This window comes from Paenarthrobacter ureafaciens, from assembly GCF_004028095.1.
Taxonomy (GTDB): Bacteria; Actinomycetota; Actinomycetes; order Actinomycetales; family Micrococcaceae; genus Arthrobacter; species Arthrobacter ureafaciens.
In genome coordinates this window covers 2,977,273-2,999,479 of the sequence record NZ_SBHM01000007.1, presented here as the reverse complement: position 1 = coordinate 2,999,479, position 22,207 = coordinate 2,977,273, and the positions used below count along the sequence as shown (strand labels likewise).

General features: G+C 63.7%; 19 protein-coding genes. 8 read left to right on the top strand and 11 right to left on the bottom strand.

The window, feature by feature from the left end; genetic code table 11:
* The 7 genes from AUR_RS18040 to dinB all read right to left on the bottom strand — a co-directional run bounded on the left by AUR_RS18040 (position 1) and on the right by dinB (position 8,342).
* Entirely contained in the window at positions 1–1,638 is a 1,638-nt protein-coding gene (locus AUR_RS18040) for a UDP-N-acetylmuramoyl-L-alanyl-D-glutamate--2,6-diaminopimelate ligase (RefSeq protein WP_062099117.1), read from the bottom strand.
* Between the two features lie 103 nt (positions 1,639–1,741).
* On the bottom strand, positions 1,742–3,538 hold the full coding sequence (locus AUR_RS18035) for a peptidoglycan D,D-transpeptidase FtsI family protein (protein WP_128397226.1): 1,797 nt from the start codon (positions 3,536–3,538) through the stop codon (positions 1,742–1,744).
* Positions 3,539–3,579: 41 nt separating this feature from the next.
* Positions 3,580–4,233, bottom strand: a complete 654-nt coding sequence (ftsL, locus tag AUR_RS18030) for a cell division protein FtsL (protein ID WP_062096110.1) — start codon at positions 4,231–4,233, stop codon at positions 3,580–3,582.
* Positions 4,230–5,228 carry a 16S rRNA (cytosine(1402)-N(4))-methyltransferase RsmH gene (rsmH, locus tag AUR_RS18025; protein WP_062096108.1) on the bottom strand — a complete coding sequence of 333 codons (999 nt, stop codon included), beginning with the start codon at positions 5,226–5,228 and terminating at the stop codon, positions 4,230–4,232. Before rsmH ends, ftsL begins: the two co-directional genes overlap by 4 nt.
* Before the next feature lie 164 nt (positions 5,229–5,392).
* Entirely contained in the window at positions 5,393–5,824 is a 432-nt protein-coding gene (gene mraZ, locus AUR_RS18020) for a division/cell wall cluster transcriptional repressor MraZ (protein WP_021473374.1), read from the bottom strand.
* Between the two features lie 710 nt (positions 5,825–6,534).
* The gene (locus AUR_RS18015) at positions 6,535–6,903 is read right to left on the bottom strand and encodes a DUF3040 domain-containing protein (protein WP_062096106.1); all 369 of its coding nucleotides are present in this window, start codon (positions 6,901–6,903) and stop codon (positions 6,535–6,537) included.
* 254 nt (positions 6,904–7,157) lie between these two features.
* A complete protein-coding gene (gene dinB, locus AUR_RS18010) occupies positions 7,158–8,342 on the bottom strand; it encodes a DNA polymerase IV (RefSeq protein ID WP_062099115.1) in 1,185 nt (394 codons plus the stop codon).
* A 175-nt stretch (positions 8,343–8,517) separates the two neighbouring features.
* Here dinB and AUR_RS18005 point away from each other — a divergent pair, with 175 nt between their 5' ends.
* Together AUR_RS18005 and AUR_RS18000 are read left to right on the top strand one after the other, a co-directional pair.
* The gene (locus AUR_RS18005) at positions 8,518–9,084 is read left to right on the top strand and encodes a hypothetical protein (RefSeq protein ID WP_062096104.1); all 567 of its coding nucleotides are present in this window, start codon (positions 8,518–8,520) and stop codon (positions 9,082–9,084) included.
* Positions 9,081–10,175, top strand: coding sequence for a polyprenyl synthetase family protein (locus tag AUR_RS18000; protein ID WP_062096102.1), 1,095 nt, complete (start codon positions 9,081–9,083; stop codon positions 10,173–10,175). Before AUR_RS18005 ends, AUR_RS18000 begins: the two co-directional genes overlap by 4 nt.
* A 93-nt stretch (positions 10,176–10,268) precedes the next feature.
* Here AUR_RS18000 and AUR_RS17995 read toward each other — a convergent pair whose 3' ends face one another.
* Complete coding sequence (locus AUR_RS17995) at positions 10,269–10,622, bottom strand: Rv2175c family DNA-binding protein (protein ID WP_062096100.1); 354 nt, start codon at positions 10,620–10,622, stop codon at positions 10,269–10,271.
* A gap of 257 nt (positions 10,623–10,879) precedes the next feature.
* On the opposite strand from AUR_RS17995, the gene AUR_RS17990 reads away from it, so the two are divergent.
* Positions 10,880–12,229: a lytic transglycosylase domain-containing protein gene (locus AUR_RS17990; protein WP_062096097.1), complete on the top strand. Its 1,350-nt coding sequence runs from the start codon at positions 10,880–10,882 to the stop codon at positions 12,227–12,229.
* A 78-nt stretch (positions 12,230–12,307) separates the two neighbouring features.
* A complete protein-coding gene (gene pknB / locus AUR_RS17985; RefSeq protein WP_062096095.1) occupies positions 12,308–14,359 on the top strand; it encodes a Stk1 family PASTA domain-containing Ser/Thr kinase in 2,052 nt (683 codons plus the stop codon).
* Between the two features lie 69 nt (positions 14,360–14,428).
* On the opposite strand, the gene AUR_RS17980 is transcribed toward pknB, so the two are convergent.
* Positions 14,429–15,832 (bottom strand): class II 3-deoxy-7-phosphoheptulonate synthase, encoded by a 1,404-nt coding sequence (locus AUR_RS17980; protein WP_021473383.1) that lies wholly within the window; start codon positions 15,830–15,832, stop codon positions 14,429–14,431.
* 66 nt (positions 15,833–15,898) lie between these two features.
* Positions 15,899–16,702: a lysophospholipid acyltransferase family protein gene (locus tag AUR_RS17975; RefSeq protein ID WP_031216821.1), complete on the bottom strand. Its 804-nt coding sequence runs from the start codon at positions 16,700–16,702 to the stop codon at positions 15,899–15,901.
* Positions 16,703–16,813: 111 nt separating this feature from the next.
* On the opposite strand from AUR_RS17975, the gene AUR_RS17970 reads away from it, so the two are divergent.
* From AUR_RS17970 to AUR_RS17960, 3 genes are read left to right on the top strand one after another with little or no spacing between them, the layout of a single operon-like run.
* Positions 16,814–17,602: an alpha/beta hydrolase gene (locus AUR_RS17970; RefSeq protein WP_021473385.1), complete on the top strand. Its 789-nt coding sequence runs from the start codon at positions 16,814–16,816 to the stop codon at positions 17,600–17,602.
* Positions 17,599–18,402: an alpha/beta hydrolase gene (locus tag AUR_RS17965; RefSeq protein ID WP_021473386.1), complete on the top strand. Its 804-nt coding sequence runs from the start codon at positions 17,599–17,601 to the stop codon at positions 18,400–18,402. The genes AUR_RS17970 and AUR_RS17965 overlap by 4 nt, the downstream gene beginning before the upstream one ends.
* The gene (locus tag AUR_RS17960) at positions 18,389–18,943 is read left to right on the top strand and encodes a hypothetical protein (RefSeq protein WP_062096094.1); all 555 of its coding nucleotides are present in this window, start codon (positions 18,389–18,391) and stop codon (positions 18,941–18,943) included. Before AUR_RS17965 ends, AUR_RS17960 begins: the two co-directional genes overlap by 14 nt.
* A gap of 88 nt (positions 18,944–19,031) precedes the next feature.
* On the opposite strand, the gene AUR_RS17955 is transcribed toward AUR_RS17960, so the two are convergent.
* A complete protein-coding gene (locus tag AUR_RS17955) occupies positions 19,032–20,090 on the bottom strand; it encodes an ROK family protein (RefSeq protein ID WP_062096092.1) in 1,059 nt (352 codons plus the stop codon).
* Positions 20,091–20,287: 197 nt separating this feature from the next.
* Here AUR_RS17955 and AUR_RS17950 point away from each other — a divergent pair, with 197 nt between their 5' ends.
* Positions 20,288–22,099, top strand: coding sequence for an AMP-dependent synthetase/ligase (locus tag AUR_RS17950; RefSeq protein WP_128397225.1), 1,812 nt, complete (start codon positions 20,288–20,290; stop codon positions 22,097–22,099).
* Positions 22,100–22,207 lie beyond the last annotated feature (108 nt).

Below are 22,207 nucleotides of genomic sequence, written 5' to 3'. Positions count from 1 at the left end.
TTAGGACTCTATCCGCTGGTCCGTTGAAACGCTGAATCCCTTGGATGTCAAGGCGGCCCGCAGTTCCACCCTGTCGTCAAGTGCCAGATTGACGCCCTTGACCTCCTGCCACACTTCGTGACCACGGCCGGCCACAAGGATGGTGTCCTTGGAAGTGGCCAGTTCCACAGCAAGCCTGATGGCTTCGTCACGGGGGTGGGACTCGACAATTTCGCTGTCCAGTCCTTCTTTCTCAACGGCGGCACGTGCCCCGGCGAGGACATCCGCACGGATGGCGGCTGCGTCTTCGTCGTGGGGGTCATCGTCAGTGATGATGACTACGTCCGCGAGTCGCGCGGCGATCGCTCCCATGGTGGGCCGCTTGCCTTGGTCCCGCTGCCCGGTGGCTCCGAAGACCACAATGACCCGTGAACCCTCTTCGGCTGAGCGGACAGCCTTCAACGCGCGGGCAAGGGCATCGGGGTTGTGGGCAAAATCCACCACTGCCGCGGGCGCAGTGGAGATCAGCTGCATGCGGCCCGGCACGGAAACCGTGAAGGGATCGTGCTGGTCAAGTGCCGCTTGGAGCACTTCAAGGTCAACACCGGAAGCCGCCACCATGGCAGTCGCCAAAGCTGCGTTGGCCACGTTGAAATCACCGGGCAGGCCCGTGTGCACGCGCAGCGACCCGCCGTCCTTGTGCACGAGCTCGAATTCCGTCCCCAGTCCTCGGGAAGCAACCGAGGCAACGTGCCAGTCCGCCTCCACGTCATCAGGGGTGGTGGACAGCGTGGTGACCGGAATGTCCGCCATGCGTGCCAGTTGGCGGCCCCACCCGTCATCGACCGTCACCACGGCCTGCCGGGCACGGGCTGCCGTGAACAACTCGGCCTTGGTCCGGAAATACTCTTCCATGTCACCGTGGAGATCCAGGTGATCCTGCGTGAGGTTGGTGAAACCCGCGACGTCGAACATCACTCCGTCAACGCGATGGTACGAAATGGCGTGGGATGACACCTCCATCGACGCCGCCTCCAGGCCCCTTTCGCGCATGAGCGCCAAGAGGCCGTGGACATCGGTGGATTCGGGCGTCGTGAGCAGGCTTGGGATGGGATCGCCGCCGGCAAGGATCTCGATCGTCCCGATGAGGCCGGGCGTCTTGCCGAGCGCACGCAGCAAGGCATTGATGAAGTAGGTCGTGGTTGTCTTTCCGTTGGTTCCGGTGACACCGAAAAGGGTGGGGTGGCCACCTTCTGCGGGCTGGCTCCGGTAGATAAGGGCGGACAATCGCCCGACGGCGGTACGCGGCTCCTGGACAATCAGGACAGGAACGGGCTGCTCGCCTGCCAACGCAAGCTGGCGGGCACCGGCGTCGTCCGTCACCACCGCAACGGCACCGGACTCCACTGCCTGGGGCACGAAGTCGGCCCCGTGGCGCGAGGCTCCCGGCAACGCCATGTAGAGGTCCCCTGGCTCAACAGCCCGGGAATTAAGAGAAATACCCGTCACTCCCCCGCCCGAATCCTGCTCCGGAACGGTGACGCCGAGCACTTCGGCGATCTCCGACAACGGCACGGCCGCTACCGACCGGGGCCGGAACCCGGGCTCCCCGTCGTCGGGCGTCGTGGCGCTGGAATCTGCCTGATGGTGCTCTGACACGTGGTTCTCCAATGGTGCTCAGTGGAACGACCGGCTGGGGGCCAGCGGCGCCCGTTCGGTGGTGCGGGATCTGATCCTGGGCCGAAACAGGCGCCCAAGAAGCTTACTTGACGAACTGCGGCAAGCGCGCGGGTGTACCGGTGGACGGCGGGACGTTATAGGTCCGCAGCACTTGGGCCATCACGGACCGGAACACGGGACCGTTGGTGATGCCGTAGATGCTTCCCTTCGGGCGCTGCAGGACGACTTCCACAATGAACCTGGGATCGTCCATGGGTGCCATTCCGACCATCGATGCCGTGTAGCCGTCAAAACCAGGGAGCCCGTCTTCACGGGGAGCCTGGGACGTTCCCGTCTTCGCCCCCACCCGGTAGCCGTCGATCGCGGCGTCCTTGATCTGCCCTTCGGTCACGGCGCTTTCGAGGATATCCCGCACTTGCTGCGCCGTTTCCTTGGAGACCACCTGCCGGGGATCCTTGGCCGGCACCTTCTGTTCCACGCCGTCGGGATCGATGTAACTGTCAATGAGCCTCGGCTGGAGCATGACGCCGTCATTGGCGATGCTTTGGTAGGCGCGCACCGTCTGCAGCGTCGACTGCGAAACGCCTTGCCCGAACAGCACCGTGTACTGCTGGCGGTCGTCCCACTGCTCCGGTTTTGCGAGGATGCCCGTGGCTTCAGCCGGGAGGCCCACCTCGGTCTTCTCGCCGATGCCGAACTTCCTCAGCCAGTCATAGCGCTGTTCCTTGCTCAACCTGCTGCCGGCCATAACGGTGCCTGTGTTCATCGACCAGCCCAGGATGCCGGCCAGCGTGCGTTCCTCGGTCCCGTGCTCGAAAGCATCAGTGAAGGTCTGGCCATCGATCGTGTAGGACGACGGGATAGTGAAATGGTCCAGGGGGCTGGACTTGCCTTCTTCGATGACCGCTGCCGCCGTGATCATCTTCTCCACCGAACCGGGCTCGTAAGCGGCAGTCACTGCCCGCACGCCGCGGTCTTTGGCATCGACCTTCCCGGGATCGTTGGGGTCCGGGGCATTCGTATCGGCCAAAGCGATCAGGTTGCCGGTCTTGGCGTCCATCACCACAATGACGCCCCATTCGGCGTTGAGCTTGTTGACCTGGCTTTGGATTGCCTGCTGGGCAAAGTACTGGATGTCGGTGTTGAGGGTCAGCTTAACGTCGCTGCCGTCCACTGCCGGAGTCAGCTCGTCGGTGGCGACCGGGATCCGCAGGCCGTCGGCGCCGATCTCGAAGACACGCTTGCCTTCGGTGCCACGCAGGATCTCGTCCTGGGTTTGCTCGATTCCGGCTTGGCCCGTAGTTCCATCCTGCAGGAAGCCAACAACCCCCCCGGCCACGCTGCCGTTGGGATAGACCCGCTTGCTCACGCCCTCTGCCGAGACCCCCGGGATCCGAAGCTTGGTGATGCGGTCTTCGAGCTCCGGCTTGATGTCTTTGGCCACTACGGCGTACTTCTTGTCGCCGGTCAGTGAGTCCCGCACCTTCGCGACGTCGGAACCCAGGAGGGTAGCCAGTTCCGAGATGCCCTGGTCCCTGGTGATCGTCTCAACGGTCTCAGTGTCCTGGTTATACCGCTTGAAGTCGGAGGTAGCGGTATTGAGGACCTGATCCACCACGATGTTGTAACGGATCACGCTGCTCGCCAGGACTGTTCCGTTCGCGTCGACGATCTTGCCGCGCTCGGCCGGGAGCACCTGGGGCGTGAGCCTGCTGGCCAGGGCAGCTTCTGCCATTCCGCCCATGTCCAGTCCCTGGACCATGAACAGCTTGCCGCCAACCACCAGCAGCAAGGTCAGCATGATCCCCAAACCAACCCGGAGGCGCTTCCTGGCCACCGGCACTTTCGTCTTCTTGGTTTTGCCGGAGTTATGCGCCACGTTGGTTCCTTGCTGCTGGCGTTGAATCGGTGGACGGTTGGTTACTGGCCGGGCGCCTTCTGCTGCGGAGCCGGTACGGATCCGCCGTGAAGCTCAGCAGACGGCGCGGCCGGAGCCGTTGAGGCGGCCGGCGGAGTAGCTGCCGGTGCGCTTGCCGCAGGCGCGGACGGTTTCAGGTTCTCCAGCGGCTCCTTGGTAGTCACGGAGGGAACCACATCAAGCTGGCCGGCGATCGCCGGGGGTGCGATCAGGGCCGAGGGATTGTCTCCCTTGACCGCAGGAGTGGCTTTGCCTGTAACCGTCATGGTGTTCACATCAATCTGGCCTTTGACAGTGGACTGGACCATTCCCAATTCTGCCGCCTTGGCAGCCAGGTTCTGGGGAGCTTCGAAGTTCTGCTTCTTCTGTGTCAGGTCCTGGTTCTCTTTGGTGAGGGTCGCCGCCTCGGCCTTAAGCTGCACCAAGCGGTACTGCGCGGTGGACACGGAGATATTGAGGACCAGTACCGTCAGCAGGGCCGCAGCCAACGCCAGGACGCACAAAACAACCACGGGCGTGCGGCGTTTGCCGGGTGCACTGCGCACCACGGAAAGTGGCGTGCGCGGCTTCCGGGCGGTGTCCGGCTTGCCCGCGGGAAGGACGCGCGCCGTGTTGCCCACAACCGAGGGCATTGTCTTAGCTGCGGCGGTGCTCATACGACTCTCCTCGGTTTGATGCGCTCCACGGCCCGCAACCGGGCAGACGCCGCGCGTGGGTTCTCGGCAATTTCCGCTGGGGTAGGCACCTCAGTGCCTTTGGTAAGGGTTTTGAGTTCCGGCTTGTGCTCTTCCAATTCAACGGGGAAACCCAAGGGAGCCGAAGACTTGGAACCTGCTTGGAAGACGGACTTCACGATCTTGTCTTCGAGGGAGTGGTAGGACATCACCACGACCCGGCCCCCCAACGCCGTTGCCGCAACTGCTGCCGGAACGGCCCGCTCCAGGACATCCAGTTCCTCGTTGACTTCAATGCGCAAGGCCTGGAAGGTTCGCTTGGCTGGGTGGCCACCGCTCTTTGCAGCGGCAGCTGGGACTACGGCCCGGATCTCTTCGACCAGCTCACCGGTGGTCGCAAACGGCTTCTGTTCGCGGGCTCGAACGATCCTGTTGGCGATCCTTCCGGCGAACTTCTCCTCGCCCCACTTACGGATAATGCGCACCAGGTCTTCTTCGCTGTACGTATTGACTACGTCTGCCGCTGTCTGGCCCCGGCTAGTGTCCATGCGCATGTCCAGCGGAGCATCATAGGAGTAGGCGAAGCCCCGCTCCCGCTCGTCAAGCTGCAGGGAGGAAACACCCAGGTCCATGAGGACGCCGTGGACTTCGGGAATGCCGAGATCCTCCAGGACCTCGGCTATCTCGTCATAGACGGCATGAACCAGGTCCGTACGTGCGCTGAAGGGTTCAAGTCGCGCACCGGCAAGCGCCAAGGCCTCTTGGTCGCGATCGATTCCCACCAGATGCAGATCCCCGAAGCGCTGCAGCATGGCTTCGGAATGGCCGCCCATGCCAAGCGTGGCATCGATGACTACCGGCGTTTCCCCGCGTTTCCGTGCGGCTTCAAAACCGGGAGCCAAGAGATTGATGCAGCGGTCCTTCAAGACGGGCACGTGGCGTTCCGATGTCGGCTTCGCCGCGTCCTGCTCCTCCACGCTGCCTCCTCTTTCCTCACTAGCCCTGCTTGCGTCTTTCTTGGATCGGATCCCCATCCGCGCCTACCGTCCCGCCGGCCTGGCTCCGGGGAAGTTGAGCCAGGAAAGCAGAACGATGGGCGGCTGGAGATCCCATCCAAGAACAGGAGGACTCCCCCTACCGGCTAGAAGAAGCCCGGAAGATGGTCGTCATCCGTTTCTGAGAAGGCAGCTTCCTTCTCGGCGAGGTACTCATTCCAAGCCTCGGCGTCCCAGATCTCGGCCCGGGTACCGGCTCCAATAACAGCCAGCTCGCGGCCAAGCCCTGCGTATGCCCGAAGCGCCGGCGGAATCGTCACGCGCCCCTGCTTGTCAGGTACTTCGTCAGAGGCCCCGGACAGAAAGACCCGAATGTAATCACGAGCCTGCTTGGAGGACAGCGGTGCCTCCCGCATCGATTCGTGAATGCGTTCGAATTCCTTCTGACTGAAGACGTAAATGCATCGCTCCTGCCCCCGTGTGAGGACCAGGCCCGCCGCAAGCTCCTCACGGAACTTGGCGGGAAGTATGATCCGGCCCTTCTCATCGAGACGCGGCGAATGGGTGCCAAGAAACACCGGCCCACCGCCCCTCAACTAAGGTGCCCGCTCATACCCTGCTATGCCATTACCCTCTTATGCGCTCCACTTTACTCCACAAAGCACCACAGTCAACGTAGATGGACGCGTTTCTCCACCACTTTGGGTTTCCAGAGCGGCGCCGTGACGCGGAATTCCCGGCGATGGGGCGAGGTGGAGGCTCAGTCCCGCCCCGGGCGCGTTGTCCGGGGCGGGAGCAGCGCAGAACCAAGCGCATGCCGCCCTGGCCGGGGCCGCAGTGGGGACAAGTGGGGTAAGAACGTCCCCGAGGATGGAAGTGGAGGGCGCCGCGGGCCACAGGACCGGGCTGCGGGCCTGGACCGCAGAGCGGGCCATTCAACAGAGCGGGCGTTTATACGGGGCGGTCCGCTAAACAGAGCGGTCCGTTAAACAGAAAAAGGACCCGCAACGGGCCCGGCAATGATCGGCTTCGGGAATGCTCGGATTCAACAAAGCTGTGATTCCAGGATGTTGGGCGCTCCACAACTCCAGGGCGCCCCGCATCAATCGAGGACTCAAAGAAAAGAATCAAGGACCGGCAGGTCGCTGACTCAAGAATAGGGGCTGACTGAACAAGCTCATTGAAAATGCTGGCTGGCCACGCAGACTGAACAAGTCGCCCGGAAGCAAGTCGGCTTGGAGGAGGCTGTCAGGCAGCATCCATCAGCGCGTCGGCAAAAGGCGAACGGTCAGGAGTCGTCCCCGCGGCGTTCGTCCCAGCGCTCTTCGAGGCTGCTCATGAAGGAACTCTTCGACTTGGCCTTGCCCGGCTTGCCCTTCCGCCCCTTGGCGAATGCCGTACCGCGGAGTGTGGCGAAGTACACGCCGGCCCCCATGACAATGAAACCCAGAACTCCCACAAAGATTTGCTGGAGTGACACTCCAACGAGCAACAAAAGGATGCCTGCAATGGCGCCCAGCACACCTATGATGACGTGCCTGGTGGACCAGCTGCGGATGGGATCCGAACCCATGGTGTTGGCAAACTTTGGATCGTCCTCATGAAGCTGCTTCTCAAGTTGTTCGAGCAACTTCTGTTCGTGCTCCGACAGGGGCATCGCGACCTCCTTAAGTCAGCCGGCGTCTGGAAAAACCGTGGCTTGTGCGTCTGTGATTCAGAACGAACAAGCCTGAAAATTCGTTCCCCGTTACCCCCGCCGCCCTGGCGGATTTCCCGGGACCCGAACTTTCCGATCAGCAGTCCAGACGATCTGGATATTTGTACTCCTTAGGATAGTTTGTCCAGCGCTGTTCTGAAAGACGGCCTGAGCACACCTGACGGGGGCATTTCGGGCAATGCCGGGGGTCGGAGTCATTGGTCTTCCGCCTGCCTCGCCCGTTCCAGGAGAGCGGCCGGCAGGAGTGTCTTTGAACCAAAACGCTCAGCTACCCGGTCAAGGGCCTGCTCGGCAGCCCGCCAGTTGTCGTCCCTGCCATCCAGGCTCAATTGCATGGACGTCCGTGCGGCCGGTTCCAACTGTTCTGCCCTGACGCCCACCAAGCGCACGCTCTGGGCCCTCGGCCCCAGCGACTCAAGCAAACCAACTGCCACCTCATAGATCAACTGGGCACTGTCAACCGGCGTGTGCAGGGTCCGGCTTCTGGTAACGGTGGAGAAGTCCGCATACCGCAGCTTCAAGGCGATGGTACGGGCCAGCATGTCCGAGCTGCGGAGCCGGGTGGCGGTGCGATGGGAAAGCCTCAGCAACTCACGGTTGAGCAGTGCGGGATCAGTGGTGTCCGTGCTGAACGTCTCCTCCGCTCCGATGCTCTTTTCCAAGCGGGTGGGCGTCACGGGACGGGGATCGATTCCCAGGGAGAGCCTGTGCACGTGCTCGCCGGCGGCTCCGAGGACCTTCTTCAAGGACGCCACGGGAGTTGCTGCAGCGTCGGCAACGGTCCTGATACCGAGGCGGGCAAGGACTTCGCCTGTTCGGCCACCCACGCCCCACAAGGCATTCACCGGAAGGCTGTGAAGGTAGGACAGGGTATCTTCCGCATCGATCTGCAGGATGCCGTCCGGCTTACACCGCGTGGAAGCTATTTTGGCCACTAACTTGGTGCCGGCGATGCCCACTGAGGCCGTGATGCCAAGCTCGGACTGAACCCGGGCCCGGATCATGTGCCCGATGTCCAAGGGGGATCCCAGGCGTCGGATGGCTCCCTTGACATCAAGGAACGCCTCATCCACGCTCAGTGGCTCCACGAGGTCCGTGATGGACGAGAAGATATTCATGATCTGCCCGGAGACCTGGTAGTAGAGCTTGTGCCTCGGTTCGATGATGATGGCGGCCGGACACATCCGCATGGCGATGGCCATGGGCATTGCGGACTTGACGCCGGTCGCCCTAGCTTCGTAGGACGCTGAGAGCACCACCGATCGCTCAGCCGGGAAGCCGACGATCACGGGTTTGCCCCGCAGGTCAGGCCTGCTGCGCAATTCGACGGACACGAAGAAGGCATCCATGTCCACGTGCAGAATGCTTGTCCGACGCATCTGCTGCAGCAATTCTTCCGGGGTGCGGTGGGACTTCCGGCTATCTCCAGGGCCGGGTCCCGGTACATCGTGCCTCACAACGGCAATACTATGCCCGGCCACTGACTAAACTGGAGGCTCAGCCCGGCGTCAGCCCACGCCAAGCCCCGGTGTCACCCCAAGGAAGGACATCCCCGTGAAGCTCTCTGGAACTCCCCGAACGCGAGGGCTCGCCCTGCTCGCCGTTGGCGTTGCCATAACGGCCTCGGCTTGCACCCAGCCATCCGGCGGTTCTGCCGCCCCCTCCTCCGGAGCATCATCCAGCGCTCCCGTTTCGGCGTCACCTTCTGCGGGCAGTGCCTCTGCAACTGCAACGCCCTCCGGAAGCAGCACGGCCCCGGCACCGGCGCCGAGCGCAACCGCTACGGTCGGAGCGCTGGTTGAGGGTTTCCCCCAGCAGTTGATCCCCGTCATGCCCAAGACCTCGGTCCGGTCCAGCAGCTTCGATAAAGCAGCCTCCCCCGCCACGGTGGCACTGGTGGGCACCGTGAAGGCTCCGCCGGAGGGAGTGGTGGAGTTCTACAAGGCATCCTTGGAGGCCCAGGGCTTCAAGGTGGTTCCTGGTCCTGAAGCGGTGGGCAACGTCACGTCGATCGACTTCATCAGGGGCGATGGTGAAACCGTGAACCTGTCCGTGCGGCAGAAGGAAGGCGTTTCCACCTTCACTATTGGCGCCAACGTGGCGGCCGGTTCCGTTAAGTGAGTCCCGTGGAACAACTAGCCGAAGAGCAGTCAGCATTCATCGCAGGCGTTTCGGGAGAACTGACTTCCTTCTTGTCCGCCCAACAGGACCTTATGGCCCCCATTTCACCGGACGTTGCCCCGCTGCTGGACTCGATCTCCAACCTCGTGTCCGGAGGCAAGCGGATGCGCGCCCTGATGTGTTATTGGGGCTGGCGGGGGGCCGGCGGCGCAGCCGGGGATGACGAAATCCTCACAGCCGGCTGTGCCCTTGAACTGTTCCAGGCCGCCGCGTTGATCCACGACGACATTATTGACCGCTCCGACACCCGGCGGGGCGGCCCCAGCGTCCACAAGCGCTTCAGTCAACTGCATTCGGACAACGGCTGGGCCCTGGACGCTGAACGCTTCGGTCATGCGGCAGCAATACTCACCGGCGATCTTTGCCTGTCCTTCAGTGAAGAGGCCTTCACGCGCGTGGGACTTCGGGCCGCCGCAGGCACCGAAGCCCGCCGCATCTTCAACCTGATGCGCGCCGAGGTCATGGCAGGCCAATACCTGGACATCCTCGAAGAAGTGGCCGGACCCGTCCGGGACCGGTCCGGCTCGGTAGAGCGCGCCAAGGCGATCATCAGGTACAAATCGGCAAAATACTCCACTGAGCATCCACTCGCGCTGGGCGGGGCCTTGGCGGGAGCCTCAAAGGAACTGCTCGCGGGCTACTCGGACTTCTCGCTGCCCTTGGGTGAGGCCTTCCAAATGCGTGACGACGTTCTGGGGGTCTTTGGGGATCCGGAGACCACCGGAAAGCCAGCCGGGGATGACCTCCGCGAGGGCAAGCGCACTGTATTGGTTGGTTTCGCCATCAACATGGCTTCGGCGGATGACGCCGCCTACGTAGACCAAATGCTTGGAAAACCCGACCTGAACCAGGCTGAAGTTGACCGGATCCGTCACATTGTTGTCGAATGCGGTGCACTGGAAGCCACGGAGTCCCTCATTGCGGAACTTAGCAACACAGCTTTCGCGGCGCTGGAACAACTCCCCTTGGCAGAGTTGCCCTTGACGGCGCTCCGCCGCCTGGCGGAAGCCGCGGTCAGCCGAGCTGCTTAAAGAAGCTTTCCCGGGTTTCGATTTACTGAAGATGCACGACGGCGGCTGCTTGCCGCCGTCGGGCATCTTCAGTTGTGGCCTTGAACGGGCCAGCTACCACGCCAGGGACTGTGCACGCCGCCGGATTTCGGTCTTCCGGCCTTCCCGCAGCGCGTCGATGGGACGGCCACCCAGGGATTCGTCCGGGGTGAACAGCCAGATAATCAGTTCTTCGTCGTTGTAGCCGGCGTCCCCCAGGACGGCCACAGTGCCTTTGAGGCTGTCAACTACATGCCCGTCCTGGATGAACAAAGCAGGGATGGAACGAATTTTCCGTTCACCGCGTTTGATGGCCACCAGTGCGCGCTCATCAAGCAGTCCGTGCACTTTGGTGATGCTGACATCGAGCAGTTCGGCAACATCAGGCAAAGGCAACCAGTCGGAAACAAGGCTTTCTACATTACTCACGGAACAAGGTTGCCACGCCAACCCGCCGCTCGCCTAGCCGACAGTAAAAGGCCCCGCAGGAAAAGCATGCGGCCGGATCGCGGGAGGGCATTTCACTTTTTGTTTTCCGGAATCCAGCGGATTTCTTGTGCCACGGGAATAAGTGTGAGAGATTCACACTGATCACATTCGTATCACGTACAACATTAGTAACATTGGCAACACTGGTAACAGCGGTCACACTGACCATCTCCGCTGCCTAGACGAGGACACCATCCATGACCACGCCCCGCCCGACGAAACGAACCATGAGCATGCCGGTAATCGCGGCTACCACGGCTGCGCTTCCTGCCGTGGTCCTGTCCTCGCTCGCCGTGGCCCAGCCGGCCACCGCAGCGCCGGCTCCGCTACAGCGCAAGATCCCCGCTACCCTCGCTGCGGCCATGCAGGCCCAAGCGGCACAAAAGGCCGCTGTCATTCCGGCGCAGTCCGTCGCCTCCACGCTGCCTTCGGCGCTGCGACCGATGGCCCCTTCGACGCCGGACACCTACAAGATCGTCAGAGGCGACACCATCAGTGCCATCGCGTACCGGTTCAACCTGGATACGAACGATCTCCTGCGGCTGAACAACCTCACCGCCACCACGATCATTTACCCCGGGCAGACCATCAAGCTCACCGGCAGCGCCCCCAAGCCGGCGCAACCGGCACCTGCCCCGGCCGCCCCGGCACCGGCAACAAACGCCGCCGCGACCTACACCGTGGTTCCCGGTGACACCCTCAGCGCCATCGCGGCCAAGCACGGCGTCCCCCTGTCCAGCATCTTCAGCTGGAACAACCTGAGCGGAAGCTCCATCATCTACCCCGGCCAAAAGATCAAGGTCAGCGGGGGCGGTACCGCCCCGGCGCCGTCGGCCCCGGCACCCGCCACGCCGGCTGCGCCGTCGCCGGCCCTCGCCAACACCGGCAGCTACACGATCAAGGCAGGCGACACCCTGAGTGCCATTGCCTCACGCCTGGGAGTCTCCCTGTCCGCGCTCATGAGCGCGAACAACGTCACGGCCACCACCGTGATCTACCCCGGGCAGAAGCTGACGGTTCCGGGCAGCGGTGCCTTGCAGCCGGCCGGGGACACCAAGCCCCTGGTCCCAAGCACCTTCCTTGGCTTCACCTACCCGCCGGCCGTGGTCAGCTCCGCGAACGAAAACAAGGCGCTGTTGAATGCATCGCCGGTTCCCAGCAGGGCCGAGATGAAGACCATCGTTGCCGATACCGCCCGCCGCATGGGCGTCAGCCCGTCCCTGGCCCTGGCATTCGCTGAGCAGGAGTCCGGCTTCGACCAGCGCGCCGTCTCCCCTGCCAATGCCATCGGCACCATGCAGGTGATTCCGTCGTCCGGACAGTGGGCTTCCGACCTGGTGGGCCGGAAGCTCAACCTCCTGGATCCGTACGACAATGCCACGGCCGGTGTGGCCATCATCCGTGCACTCATCGCCACCAGCAAGGACCTGGACACTGCGATCGCAGGCTACTACCAGGGCCAGTACTCCGTCAGCAAGTACGGCATGTACGACGACACCAAACGCTACGTCGAGTCGATCAAGGCGCGTCAACGCACGTTTGGCTAGACCTGGCCATGCATCATGGACGGGGCCCGGATTCCGCAGGAATTCGGGCCTTTTCCTTGCCTCGATTAGGATCATAGGGTGCAAGAAGCTACGCAGGACCACCTGATCGGCACAACTGTGGACGGGCGCTACCAGGTACGCTCACGCCTGGCCAGCGGCGGAATGTCCACGGTCTATTTGGCGACGGACCAGCGGTTGGAACGCGACGTCGCCCTCAAGGTCCTCCACCCCCACCTGGCGAACGACCAGGTGTTCCTGGAACGGTTGAGCCGCGAGGCAAAGTCGGCCGCGCGCCTCTCGCACCCGCACGTCGTGGGTGTCCTGGACCAAGGGGAGGATGGCCACATTGCCTATCTGGTGATGGAGTACGTCCAAGGCCACACCCTCAGGGACGTCCTCAACCAACAGGGCGCCCTGCCCCCGCGCCTGGCGCTGGCACTGTTGGATCCTGTCATCGAAGGGCTTGCTGCGGCGCACAACTCCGGCCTCATCCACAGGGACGTGAAGCCGGAGAACGTGCTGATCGCCGACGACGGACGCATCAAAGTGGGCGACTTTGGGCTGTCCCGGGCTGTCACGGCCACCACCAGTACAGGGGCTTTGATCGGCACGGTCGCCTACCTTGCGCCGGAGCTGGTGATGGGCCAGGCCGCCGATGCCCGCAGTGACATTTATTCCGCGGGCATCATGCTCTACGAAATGCTCACCGGACAACAGCCTTACGCCGGGGACTCCCCCATCCAAGTGGCCTACCAGCACGTCAACTCGTCCGTGGGCAAACCCTCGCAGCTTGCTCCGGGCCTGGCCCAGGACCTCGACGAACTGGTGCAATGGTGCACCGCGGTGGATGCCGAGAACAGGCCGGTGGACGGTACTGCCCTGCTCACGGAGCTGCGGCACATTCGAACCACGCTGAGCGACGAACAGCTCGACCACCGCCAGCCCTCCTCCACACCCGGCGCGATGCCCGCCGTACCGGGCCGCGGGGACGCCATGGATCAGCGCACGGAGTCTATCCGCACCACCGCCGCCCCGACCGAGTTCATTGCACAACAGAGCAATCCCACCACCGTGATGGCTGCTTCCGTCCCGCCCCGGCCCCGGCCGGGCGGGATAGTCTCCGGGGTGGATACGAGTACCCCGCAGCCAGGTAAGCGCGAGCTAAAACGGATGCAACGGCAAGAGGTCAAGGACCGCGCCCGGGCCGCAGCTACTCCGGTCCGTCCGCTGCGCGAGGGCAACCCTCGCAGGCGGGGAGTCATCTGGACGGTTGTGGTGGTGATCCTCGCCGTTCTGGCCGCGTCTGCCGGGTGGTTCTTCGGAATGGGCCCGGGTTCACCAGGCACCGTGCCCGAAGTGAAGAGCAAGACCGTAGCGGAAGCACAGCAGCTCCTGCGGACCGCAGGGTTCCAGTCGGAACCACGGGACGTCTTCGACGACGACATCCCGCCGGGCATGGCGGTCGGAACCGAACCGCCGCCCGGGTCCCAGGTCCGGAAATTCCAGCCCATCACGCTCTTTGTCTCCAAGGGGGCCCAGCTCTTCGCGTTGCCGGGCCTGACGGGAGGGACGCTGGACGAGGCCAAAGCTACCCTGAACGCTGCGGAAATGGCACTGGGCAACGTCACCGAAGCCTACGACGACAAAGTACCGGCCGGCGTCGTGCTTTCCCAGGACCCTGCGAAGGGCACCGAGGTGCGGCACGGCACCCCTGTGGCGCTGGTCGTCTCCAAAGGACCCCAGCCCATCCCGGTCCCCGATGTCCGTGGCCAGCCGCAGGACGCGGCTGTCAAGGCTATTCAGGATGCCGGGCTGAAGGCTGTCATCGCGCCTGAGACGGTCAACGACAAGACGGTGCCGAAGGGCGCAATCGTCTCGCAGGCACCGGCCAATGGAAACCTGTTCAAGGGTGACACCGTGACGCTGACGGTTTCCAAGGGTCCAAAGATGGTGAAGGTGCCTAACTTCATCGGGAAGCAAGCCGGCGACGCCGAGCGGGAACTGAAGAAGCTGGGCTTCAAGGTTGACGTCAACAAGATTCTCGGAGGCTTCTTCGGGACGGTGCGCGACCAAAACCCGGTCAACAACGAAGTCCCCGAAGGGTCAACGGTCACCCTGACGGTGGTCTAGCCGAGGAGAAACGAAAGGCGCGGCCCGACGATTCGGACCGCGCCTTTCGCTGGTTTGCTGCCGGCGCACCTACCGCTTAGCGAGGGCCCCTGCCACCAGGAATGCCATCTCCAGCGACTGCATGTGGTTCAAACGCGGATCGCAAACGGATTCGTAACGGTCCAGGAAAGCGTCCTGGTCGATCGGATCGGCGCCGCCCAGGCACTCGGCAACGTCGTCACCGGTCATCTCGACGTGCAGGCCGCCGGGGACCGTGCCGAGGGAGTGGTGCACTTCGAAGAAGCCGCGGACTTCATCAATGACGTCGTCAAAGTTACGGGTCTTGTAGCCGTTGGGCGAGGTGACGGTATTGCCGTGCATCGGATCAGTCACCCAGAGCACCTGGGCGCCCGAGGCAGTCACGCGTTCGACGACGGCGGGCAGCTTCTCGCGGATGTTCTTGGCGCCCATGCGGGTGATGAATGTCAGGCGGCCGGGTTCGCGGTTCGGGTCCAGCTTGTCGATCAACCGCAGGGCGTCGTCGCCGGACGTGCCGGGGCCAAGCTTGACGCCAATGGGGTTGCGGACCCGGGACAGGAAGTCCACGTGGGCGTGATCGAGTTCGCGGGTCCGCTCGCCGATCCAAAGGAAATGCGCCGACGTGTCGTAGGGCAGGCCGGTGCGCGAGTCGATGCGGGTGAGGGCCCGCTCGTAGTCGAGCAGGAGGGCCTCGTGGCTGGCGAAGAACTCCACCCGCTTGAGGGCTTCGAAGTCAGCCCCGCAGGAATCCATGAATTTGATGGCACGGTCGATGTCGCGGGCCAGGGACTCGTAGCGTGCGTGTGCAGGGTTCTCGGTGAAGCCCTTGTTCCACTGGTGCACCAGGCGAAGGTCAGCAAAGCCGCCTTGCGTGAACGCACGGATGAGGTTGAGCGTGGAAGCAGACGTGCGGTAGGCCTGCAACATCCTTCCGGCGTCGTGCGCGCGTGACTCAGGGGTGAAGTCGTAGCCGTTGACGATGTCTCCCCGGTAAGCCGGGAGGGTCACGCCGTTTCGGGTCTCGTCGTTCGAGGACCTGGGCTTGGCGAACTGGCCGGCCATGCGGCCCATCTTGATGACGGGCATGGCGGCACCGTAGGTGAGGACAACGGCCATCTGCAGGATGGTCTTGACCCGGGCGCTGATCTTGTCAGCCGTGGCTGCCTCGAAAGTCTCCGCGCAGTCACCGCCCTGCAAGAGGAAGGCCTTGCCCTGCGCTGCCGCAGCCAAACGGTCCCGCAGGACGTCCACCTCGCCGGCAAAAACCAGCGGCGGCACGATCGAGAGTTCCTTGACCGTGGCCTTGAAGACTTCCTGGTCTGCCCATGAAGGCTGCTGGGAAATGGGCAGGTCCCGCCAGGCGTCGAGCCCGGGGTAGTCCGCCGCGCCGCTCTGGGCGGTGCTCGCAAGCGGATCTGCTGCTGATGGTGCGGGGTTCGCGGATAGCTCAGTCACCCTACAAGAGTAGTAGCCTTCGCCGGGGTTGGGGCACTGCTGCCGTAACCCACCCGGCGGGAGGCGTCACAGTTTCCCGGAACCCCCGGCAGTGTCATCGCCGGGCTCGGCTACGGGCTCATCGCGGTCTTCGGCAATATCACTCGGCGACTCCTCTGCGGCTTCAACCTTGTGCACCGGCTCGGGCCCCTTGCCCGCCAGCCGTGCTTTGACCACCGCAGCGTACTCGTCCACATATTCCTGGCCGGAAAGCCGCATCAGTTCGTACATGATCTGGTCTGTCACAGCGCGTTGGATGACCCTGTCATCTTCCATGCCGTAGTAGCGGCTGAAGTCCAGGGGCTGCCCGAAGATGATCCCGATCCGGCGGATGTTGGGCAGTCGCTTGCCGATCGGCTGCACTTTCTCGGTGCCGATCATCGCTACCGGTATGACGGGTACCCGCGACTGCAGGGCGAGCCTGGCTACGCCCACCTTGCCGCGGTACAACCGGGCGTCGGGACTGCGGGTCCCTTCCGGGTAGATGCCCAGCAGGCCCCCGGAGTTGAGTACGTCCTTTCCGGCTTGCAGGGACATCTCGGAGGCAGCGCCCCCGGAGCGGTCCATGGGCAGCTGGTTGCTGAGCCTGAAGAACAGCGCCGTCAGCCGGCCCTTGATTCCCTTGCCCGTGAAGTACTCCGACTTGGCCAGGAAGATCACGGGACGGTGAACCATCAACGGGAGGAAAATGGAGTCCGAAAAGGACAAGTGGTTGGAGGCGAGGATCGCGGCACCCGTGTCGGGGACATTGTCCAAACCCTTGACCCACGGCCTGAACAACAGTTTCAGGACGGGACCCAGGAAGATCCTCTTCATGACCCAATAGAACACGCTCGTCCTCTCACCACCGCCGGCTTGGCTGTTTCCGACCGCTTCACGGCCGGGATTCAACAGCAACCCTACTCCAGTGAGAAATGCGTGGAACAGTGACACGATGGTGCCATGACGGAACGCAACCAACCCGGCGCCCCGCTCGCTTTCCATCACCCGGGGCACGGTGAAAATGCTTCGACGGGCGTAGCCATCTGCCATGGATTCACCGGCAGCCCCCTCAGCATCCTGCCTTGGGCCGAATACCTCGCCCGGCAGGGTTTCGCCGTCTCAGTCCCCCTCCTTCCCGGGCATGGAACAAACTGGCGTGACCTGGCCACCACCACATGGCAGGACTGGTACCGGACGTTCGAATCCAGCTACCTCGACCTCGAGGCAAAGACGGATGCTTGCTTCGTGGCCGGCCTGTCCATGGGTGGAGCCGTGGCACTGCGGGCAGCTTCCAGGCACCCGGTGCCGGGCGTGGTCCTGGTCAACCCCGGCCTTAGCTTCTACGATCGCAGGGTCCGCTACATAGGTGCCCTCAAATACGTCATGCGCACCACCACGCCCATCGAAGAGGAAGCGCCAACGGCCGCAGTCACTGAGGACGGCGATTACTCGAAGACGCCGTTGGCGTCCGTCCACGAACTCAAGAAGCTTTTCGGCCAGGCCACACGCGCCCTCCCCCATGTCAAGGCGCCGGCTTTGGTCTTCAAGTCCGCCGTGGACGGTGTCATTCCGCCAAGCTCCCTCAAAGCCATCACCAAGCACATGGATCGGGAACAGCTGAAGGTGGTCCCGCTGCCAAGAAGCGGACATGTGGCCACCCTGGACGTCGATGCACCGACCATCTTCGAAGAATCAGCACGGTTTTTGCGTCAACATGCCAAGGACAGAGTAGCCTCGGAGACATCATGAAAGTGCTTCCCGATTTCTCGCCCTTCCGCAGCGCCTTCTCCGGTACCGGCCCAAGGGTGGGCGTCGTCATGTCCCACGGGTTCACGGGTTCCCCGCACAGCGTCCGGCCTTGGGCCGAGCACCTGGCGGCGGCCGGTTTTGCGGTTAACCTTCCGTTGCTGCCCGGCCACGGAACCACATGGCAGGACATGGCCACGCGGTCGTGGCGGGAATGGCACAGGGCGGTGGACGATGCTTACCTGGAAATGGCGTCCGAATGCGATTACGTCTTCGCCGCCGGCTTGTCTATGGGCGGCACGCTGGCCTTGCGCATAGCTGCCACCCGGCCCGTGGCAGGGACCATCGTGGTCAATCCGGGAATGGTGCTCGATGACCCGCGGGCCGCAGTCGTTGCGGCCCTGAAGTACGTGGTCAAAAGCACTCCGGCGATTGCCAACGATATCCTCAAGCCGGACCAGGACGAGGGCGCCTACGCCCGGACCCCCGTAGCCGCGGCCCACCAGTTGAAGAAGATGTACAAAGACACTGCGGGAATCCTCCCCCGCATAACGGCTCCTGTCAGGGTGTTCCGGTCCACGGTGGACAAGGTCGTCTCGAATGCCAGCCTGCAGTTCCTGCAGTCGCGGGTCCAGGCTCCCGTTGAAATCAGCTACCTCGACAACAGCTACCACGTGGCCACGCTGGACAACGACGCCCCGGCCATCTTTGCCGGCACGGTGGACTTCATGAACAAACGGCTTGGCGACCTCGCGTCCGGGGACCGCTCGCTGGATAGGGACAAAGCCAATGACCAGGCCTGATCCGGACCCTGCCGACCAGAGCGCCAATAAGGACGACGACGCCGTTTGGCTGGACTTGGTGGCGCGGCTGGAGTCTACGTCGTCCTCCTCCGGGGATTCCGCGGAGGAGCACGGGCGGCCGGATGCCGGGGCACCCGGGATCGTACCGCCGGCGCGGAAGCCCTTCAGCGCATTCGACCCCCTGGGGTTGGCGACGTCTGCGACACCGGCAGAAGACCCCAGCGAGGATCGCCCGGATCGCCGTAACGGCCAGGAAGAGTCTCCGGCAGGGCCACGGGATTACGAGGTCGACGACGCTGATGACGGCGATTTCGTCCCGGAAGAACCGCCCAGCCTTGCCGGAACCGAACCATTGACCATGCTGGCCTGGCTCGGTGCGGTGGGCGGTCCCATCGCACTCCTGTTCACTGCGATGTTCTGGCGGTCCGCCCCGCTGGCGGCCGTCCTGGGGATTGTTGCGGCGTTCGTCGCCTCGGTGGTGTACCTGATCATGCGGCTGCCGCATGAAAAAGACGAGTACGACGACGGCGCCCGCATCTAGGTGCCTCGGCGCCCGCATGCAAGTGCCTGCGCGGCGCTGCGTTGACCACCGGAGTTGGCCACCGGACTTGACCGTCGTGGCCGGGGCGTTAGCTGTAGGCCCGTCCGCTGACGCGGGAGAGATCCGCTGCGCCGATCATTCCCGCCCGCGGACCAAGCGCCGCGAGCTCGATCCGGGCCATGGGCCTGAAGCCCCTGCCCGTCAGGTTTTTGGCAAAAGCCGCCCTGGCTGGATCGGCGAGGAGGTCGCCGGCGTCGCACAACCCGCCGCCGATGACGAACATGCCGGGATCCAGCGCGGCAGCGAGGTTGGCCAAACCCAGCCCCAGCCACTCGCCCTGATCTGCGATGAGTTCCCTGGACGTGGCATCGCCGGCCAGCGCCAGCGCCGTGATGGTTGCCCCGGTGATGCTGTCCGCGTCACCACCGGCTTTCTCCAGGAGGGCGCGGCCTTCCGGGGAATTCGTCTTCACCAGTTGTCGTGCCTCGCGTCCCAGGGCATTGCCTGAGGCGTACTGTTCCCAGCAGCCACGGTTGCCGCATTCACAGCGGTGTCCGCCGGGGAAAATGATCTGGTGGCCGAATTCGCCGGCGACGCCATAGCGGCCGCGCTCTACGCGGCCGTCCATCACCATGGCGCCCCCGATTCCGGTACCCAGGGTGATGCAGACCAGCCGGCTCTCCCCCTGCCCCGCACCGAAGCGCCACTCCGCCCAGGCGGCGGCATCGGCGTCGTTCGTCAGCAGCACCGGGCGCCGCAGCAGGTTCTGCAGGCTGTCCCTCAGTGGCTCGTTGCGCCAGGCCAGATGGGGACTGAACAGCACCGTGCCGCCGTCGAGGTCCATCCAACCGGCTGCCCCGATTCCGACAGAAGAGATGCGATGCCCGGCGCTCAACTCATCAACGAGTTCCACGATGGTTCGCTCCACCGCGCGCGGGTCCGCTCCCGGAGTTGACCGGCGGGCTTCGGCCAGGACGCGGCCGTCGGCGTCCACGACGCCCGCTGCCACTTTTGTTCCGCCGATGTCGATGCCGATGGCAAGTCCCCTGCGGCCAAGATGGTTCCGCCGGGGTGCCCAGGGAACATCTTTGCGGGATCCGAAGGAGGGCCGGAGCCCGGGGCGCGAACTGGACCGGTGTTGGGGCATCCCATCATCCTATTCCGCGTGCCTCCGCGAGAAACGCTCCGAGGGCGCCGGAAGGCCCTTTATGGCGTGAAGTTGCCCAAAACGGCAGCGAATCCGTAAAGTTACTCGCCAGTAGGTGAAATCGGACACACTTCCTCGAGTCGGCATACTAGAGTGAAAAGTGCCCCTCGCGGCCCGTGGATATCAAAGGAGCTACCGTGCGCGAATTTAGTGTTCCTCCCCTTATTAATGTTTCCCCTGAAACCAACATCACGGACCTTGTTATCCGGGAGGCCGCAAAGGCGTCCAATCCAGCGCTTTTCGCCAAGCTGGACGGTGCAGGTCAGTGGCAGGACATCCGCGCAACGGAGTTCCTGGCCGACGTGAAGGTCCTCGCCAAAGGTCTCATCGCCAGCGGCGTGGGACCCGGAGACCGCGTTGGCATCATGTCCCGCACCCGCTACGAGTGGTCGCTGGTGGATTTCGCGATCTGGTTTGCCGGAGCCGTTTCGGTGCCGATCTACGAAACATCGTCTCCTTCGCAGGTGGCATGGAATCTTGGCGACTCCGCGGCCGTGGCGGCCTTCGGTGAAAGCGCCCACCATGAGAACGTCATCCGCCAGGCCGTAGCTGCGGAAGACATCAGTTCCGTGGCACACGTCTGGCAATTGGACGGAGCAGGACTCGACGTCCTGCGTGCTGCCGGTTCGGGGGTCTCCGACGAGCAACTGGAAGCCCGCCGTTCGGCAGCCGGCCTCAATGACCTGGCCACGATCATCTACACGTCCGGTACCACCGGCCGCCCCAAGGGGTGTGAACTGACCCACGGCAACTTCGTCGAGTTGTCCGAGAACGCCAGGCTTGCCATCCCGGAAGTGGTCAAGGAATCGGCCAAGACCATCATGTTCCTCCCCCTCGCCCACGTGTTCGCCCGGTTCATCTCCGTGCTTGCCGTGGCCGGCGGAGTCAAAGTGGCGCACACGCCGGACATCAAGAACCTGTTGGCCGACCTGCAAAGCTTCCAGCCAACGTTCATCCTCGCCGTTCCCAGGGTGTTCGAAAAGGTCTACAACTCCGCACTGACCAAAGCCGAAGACGGCGGCAAGGGCGCCATCTTCCACCGCGCTGCGGACACCGCGATTGCCTACTCGAAGGCCCGGGAATCCGGATCCGTGGGGCTGGGCCTCAAGCTCAAGCATGCCTTGTTCGACAAACTGGTCTACGGCAAGCTGCGGGCCGCCATGGGCGGCCAGGTGTCCCATGCCGTCTCCGGCGGAGGGCCGCTCGGAGTGCGCCTGGGCCACTTCTTCCAAGGGATCGGCCTGCAGATCCTGGAAGGATACGGCCTGACGGAGACCACTGCACCCATCTCCGTCAACCGCCCGTCCCGGATCAAGATCGGTACGGTGGGCGCTCCCCTGCCGGGCAACTCGGTGAAGATCGCCGACGACGGCGAGATTCTCGCCAAGGGAGTGTGCGTGATGCGCGGCTACCACGGGCGCGAGGACCTCACCGCCGAAACGTTCGACGACGGGTGGTTCCGTACCGGCGACATCGGACAGTTGGATGGCGACGGCTTCCTCAAGATCACCGGCCGCAAAAAGGAAATCATTGTCACTGCCGGCGGCAAGAACGTGGTGCCGGCATTGCTCGAAGACCAGATTCGGGCGGATGCGCTCGTCTCCCAGGTGCTGGTGGTCGGCGACAACCGCCCCTTCATCGGCGCACTGGTGACCCTGGACGAGGAAGCCCTGCCCGGATGGCTGGAGCGCCACGGCCTGCCCTCGACGACGTCACTGGCCGAAGCCGCCAACCACGCCGTGGTGAAAGCTGCCGTTCAGGAGCTCATCAGCAAGGCCAACCAGTCCGTGTCCCAGGCCGAGGCCATCAAGGCTTTCCGGATCGTCGCCTCCGACTTCACTGAAGCGTCCGGCCACCTCACCCCTTCCCTCAAGGTCAAGAGGGCCCAGGTCATGAAGGATTTCGACGCCGTGATTGAAGAGATGTACTCCGCTCCCCGCGCAGGCTGAGCAAGAAATACGCAAACCCTAAAAGGCGGCACATACACGGGAGCCCCGCCGGAACTGTTCTGAACAGTTCCGGCGGGGCTCTTTTGCGCTCCCTGGTTTTCCGGGTCC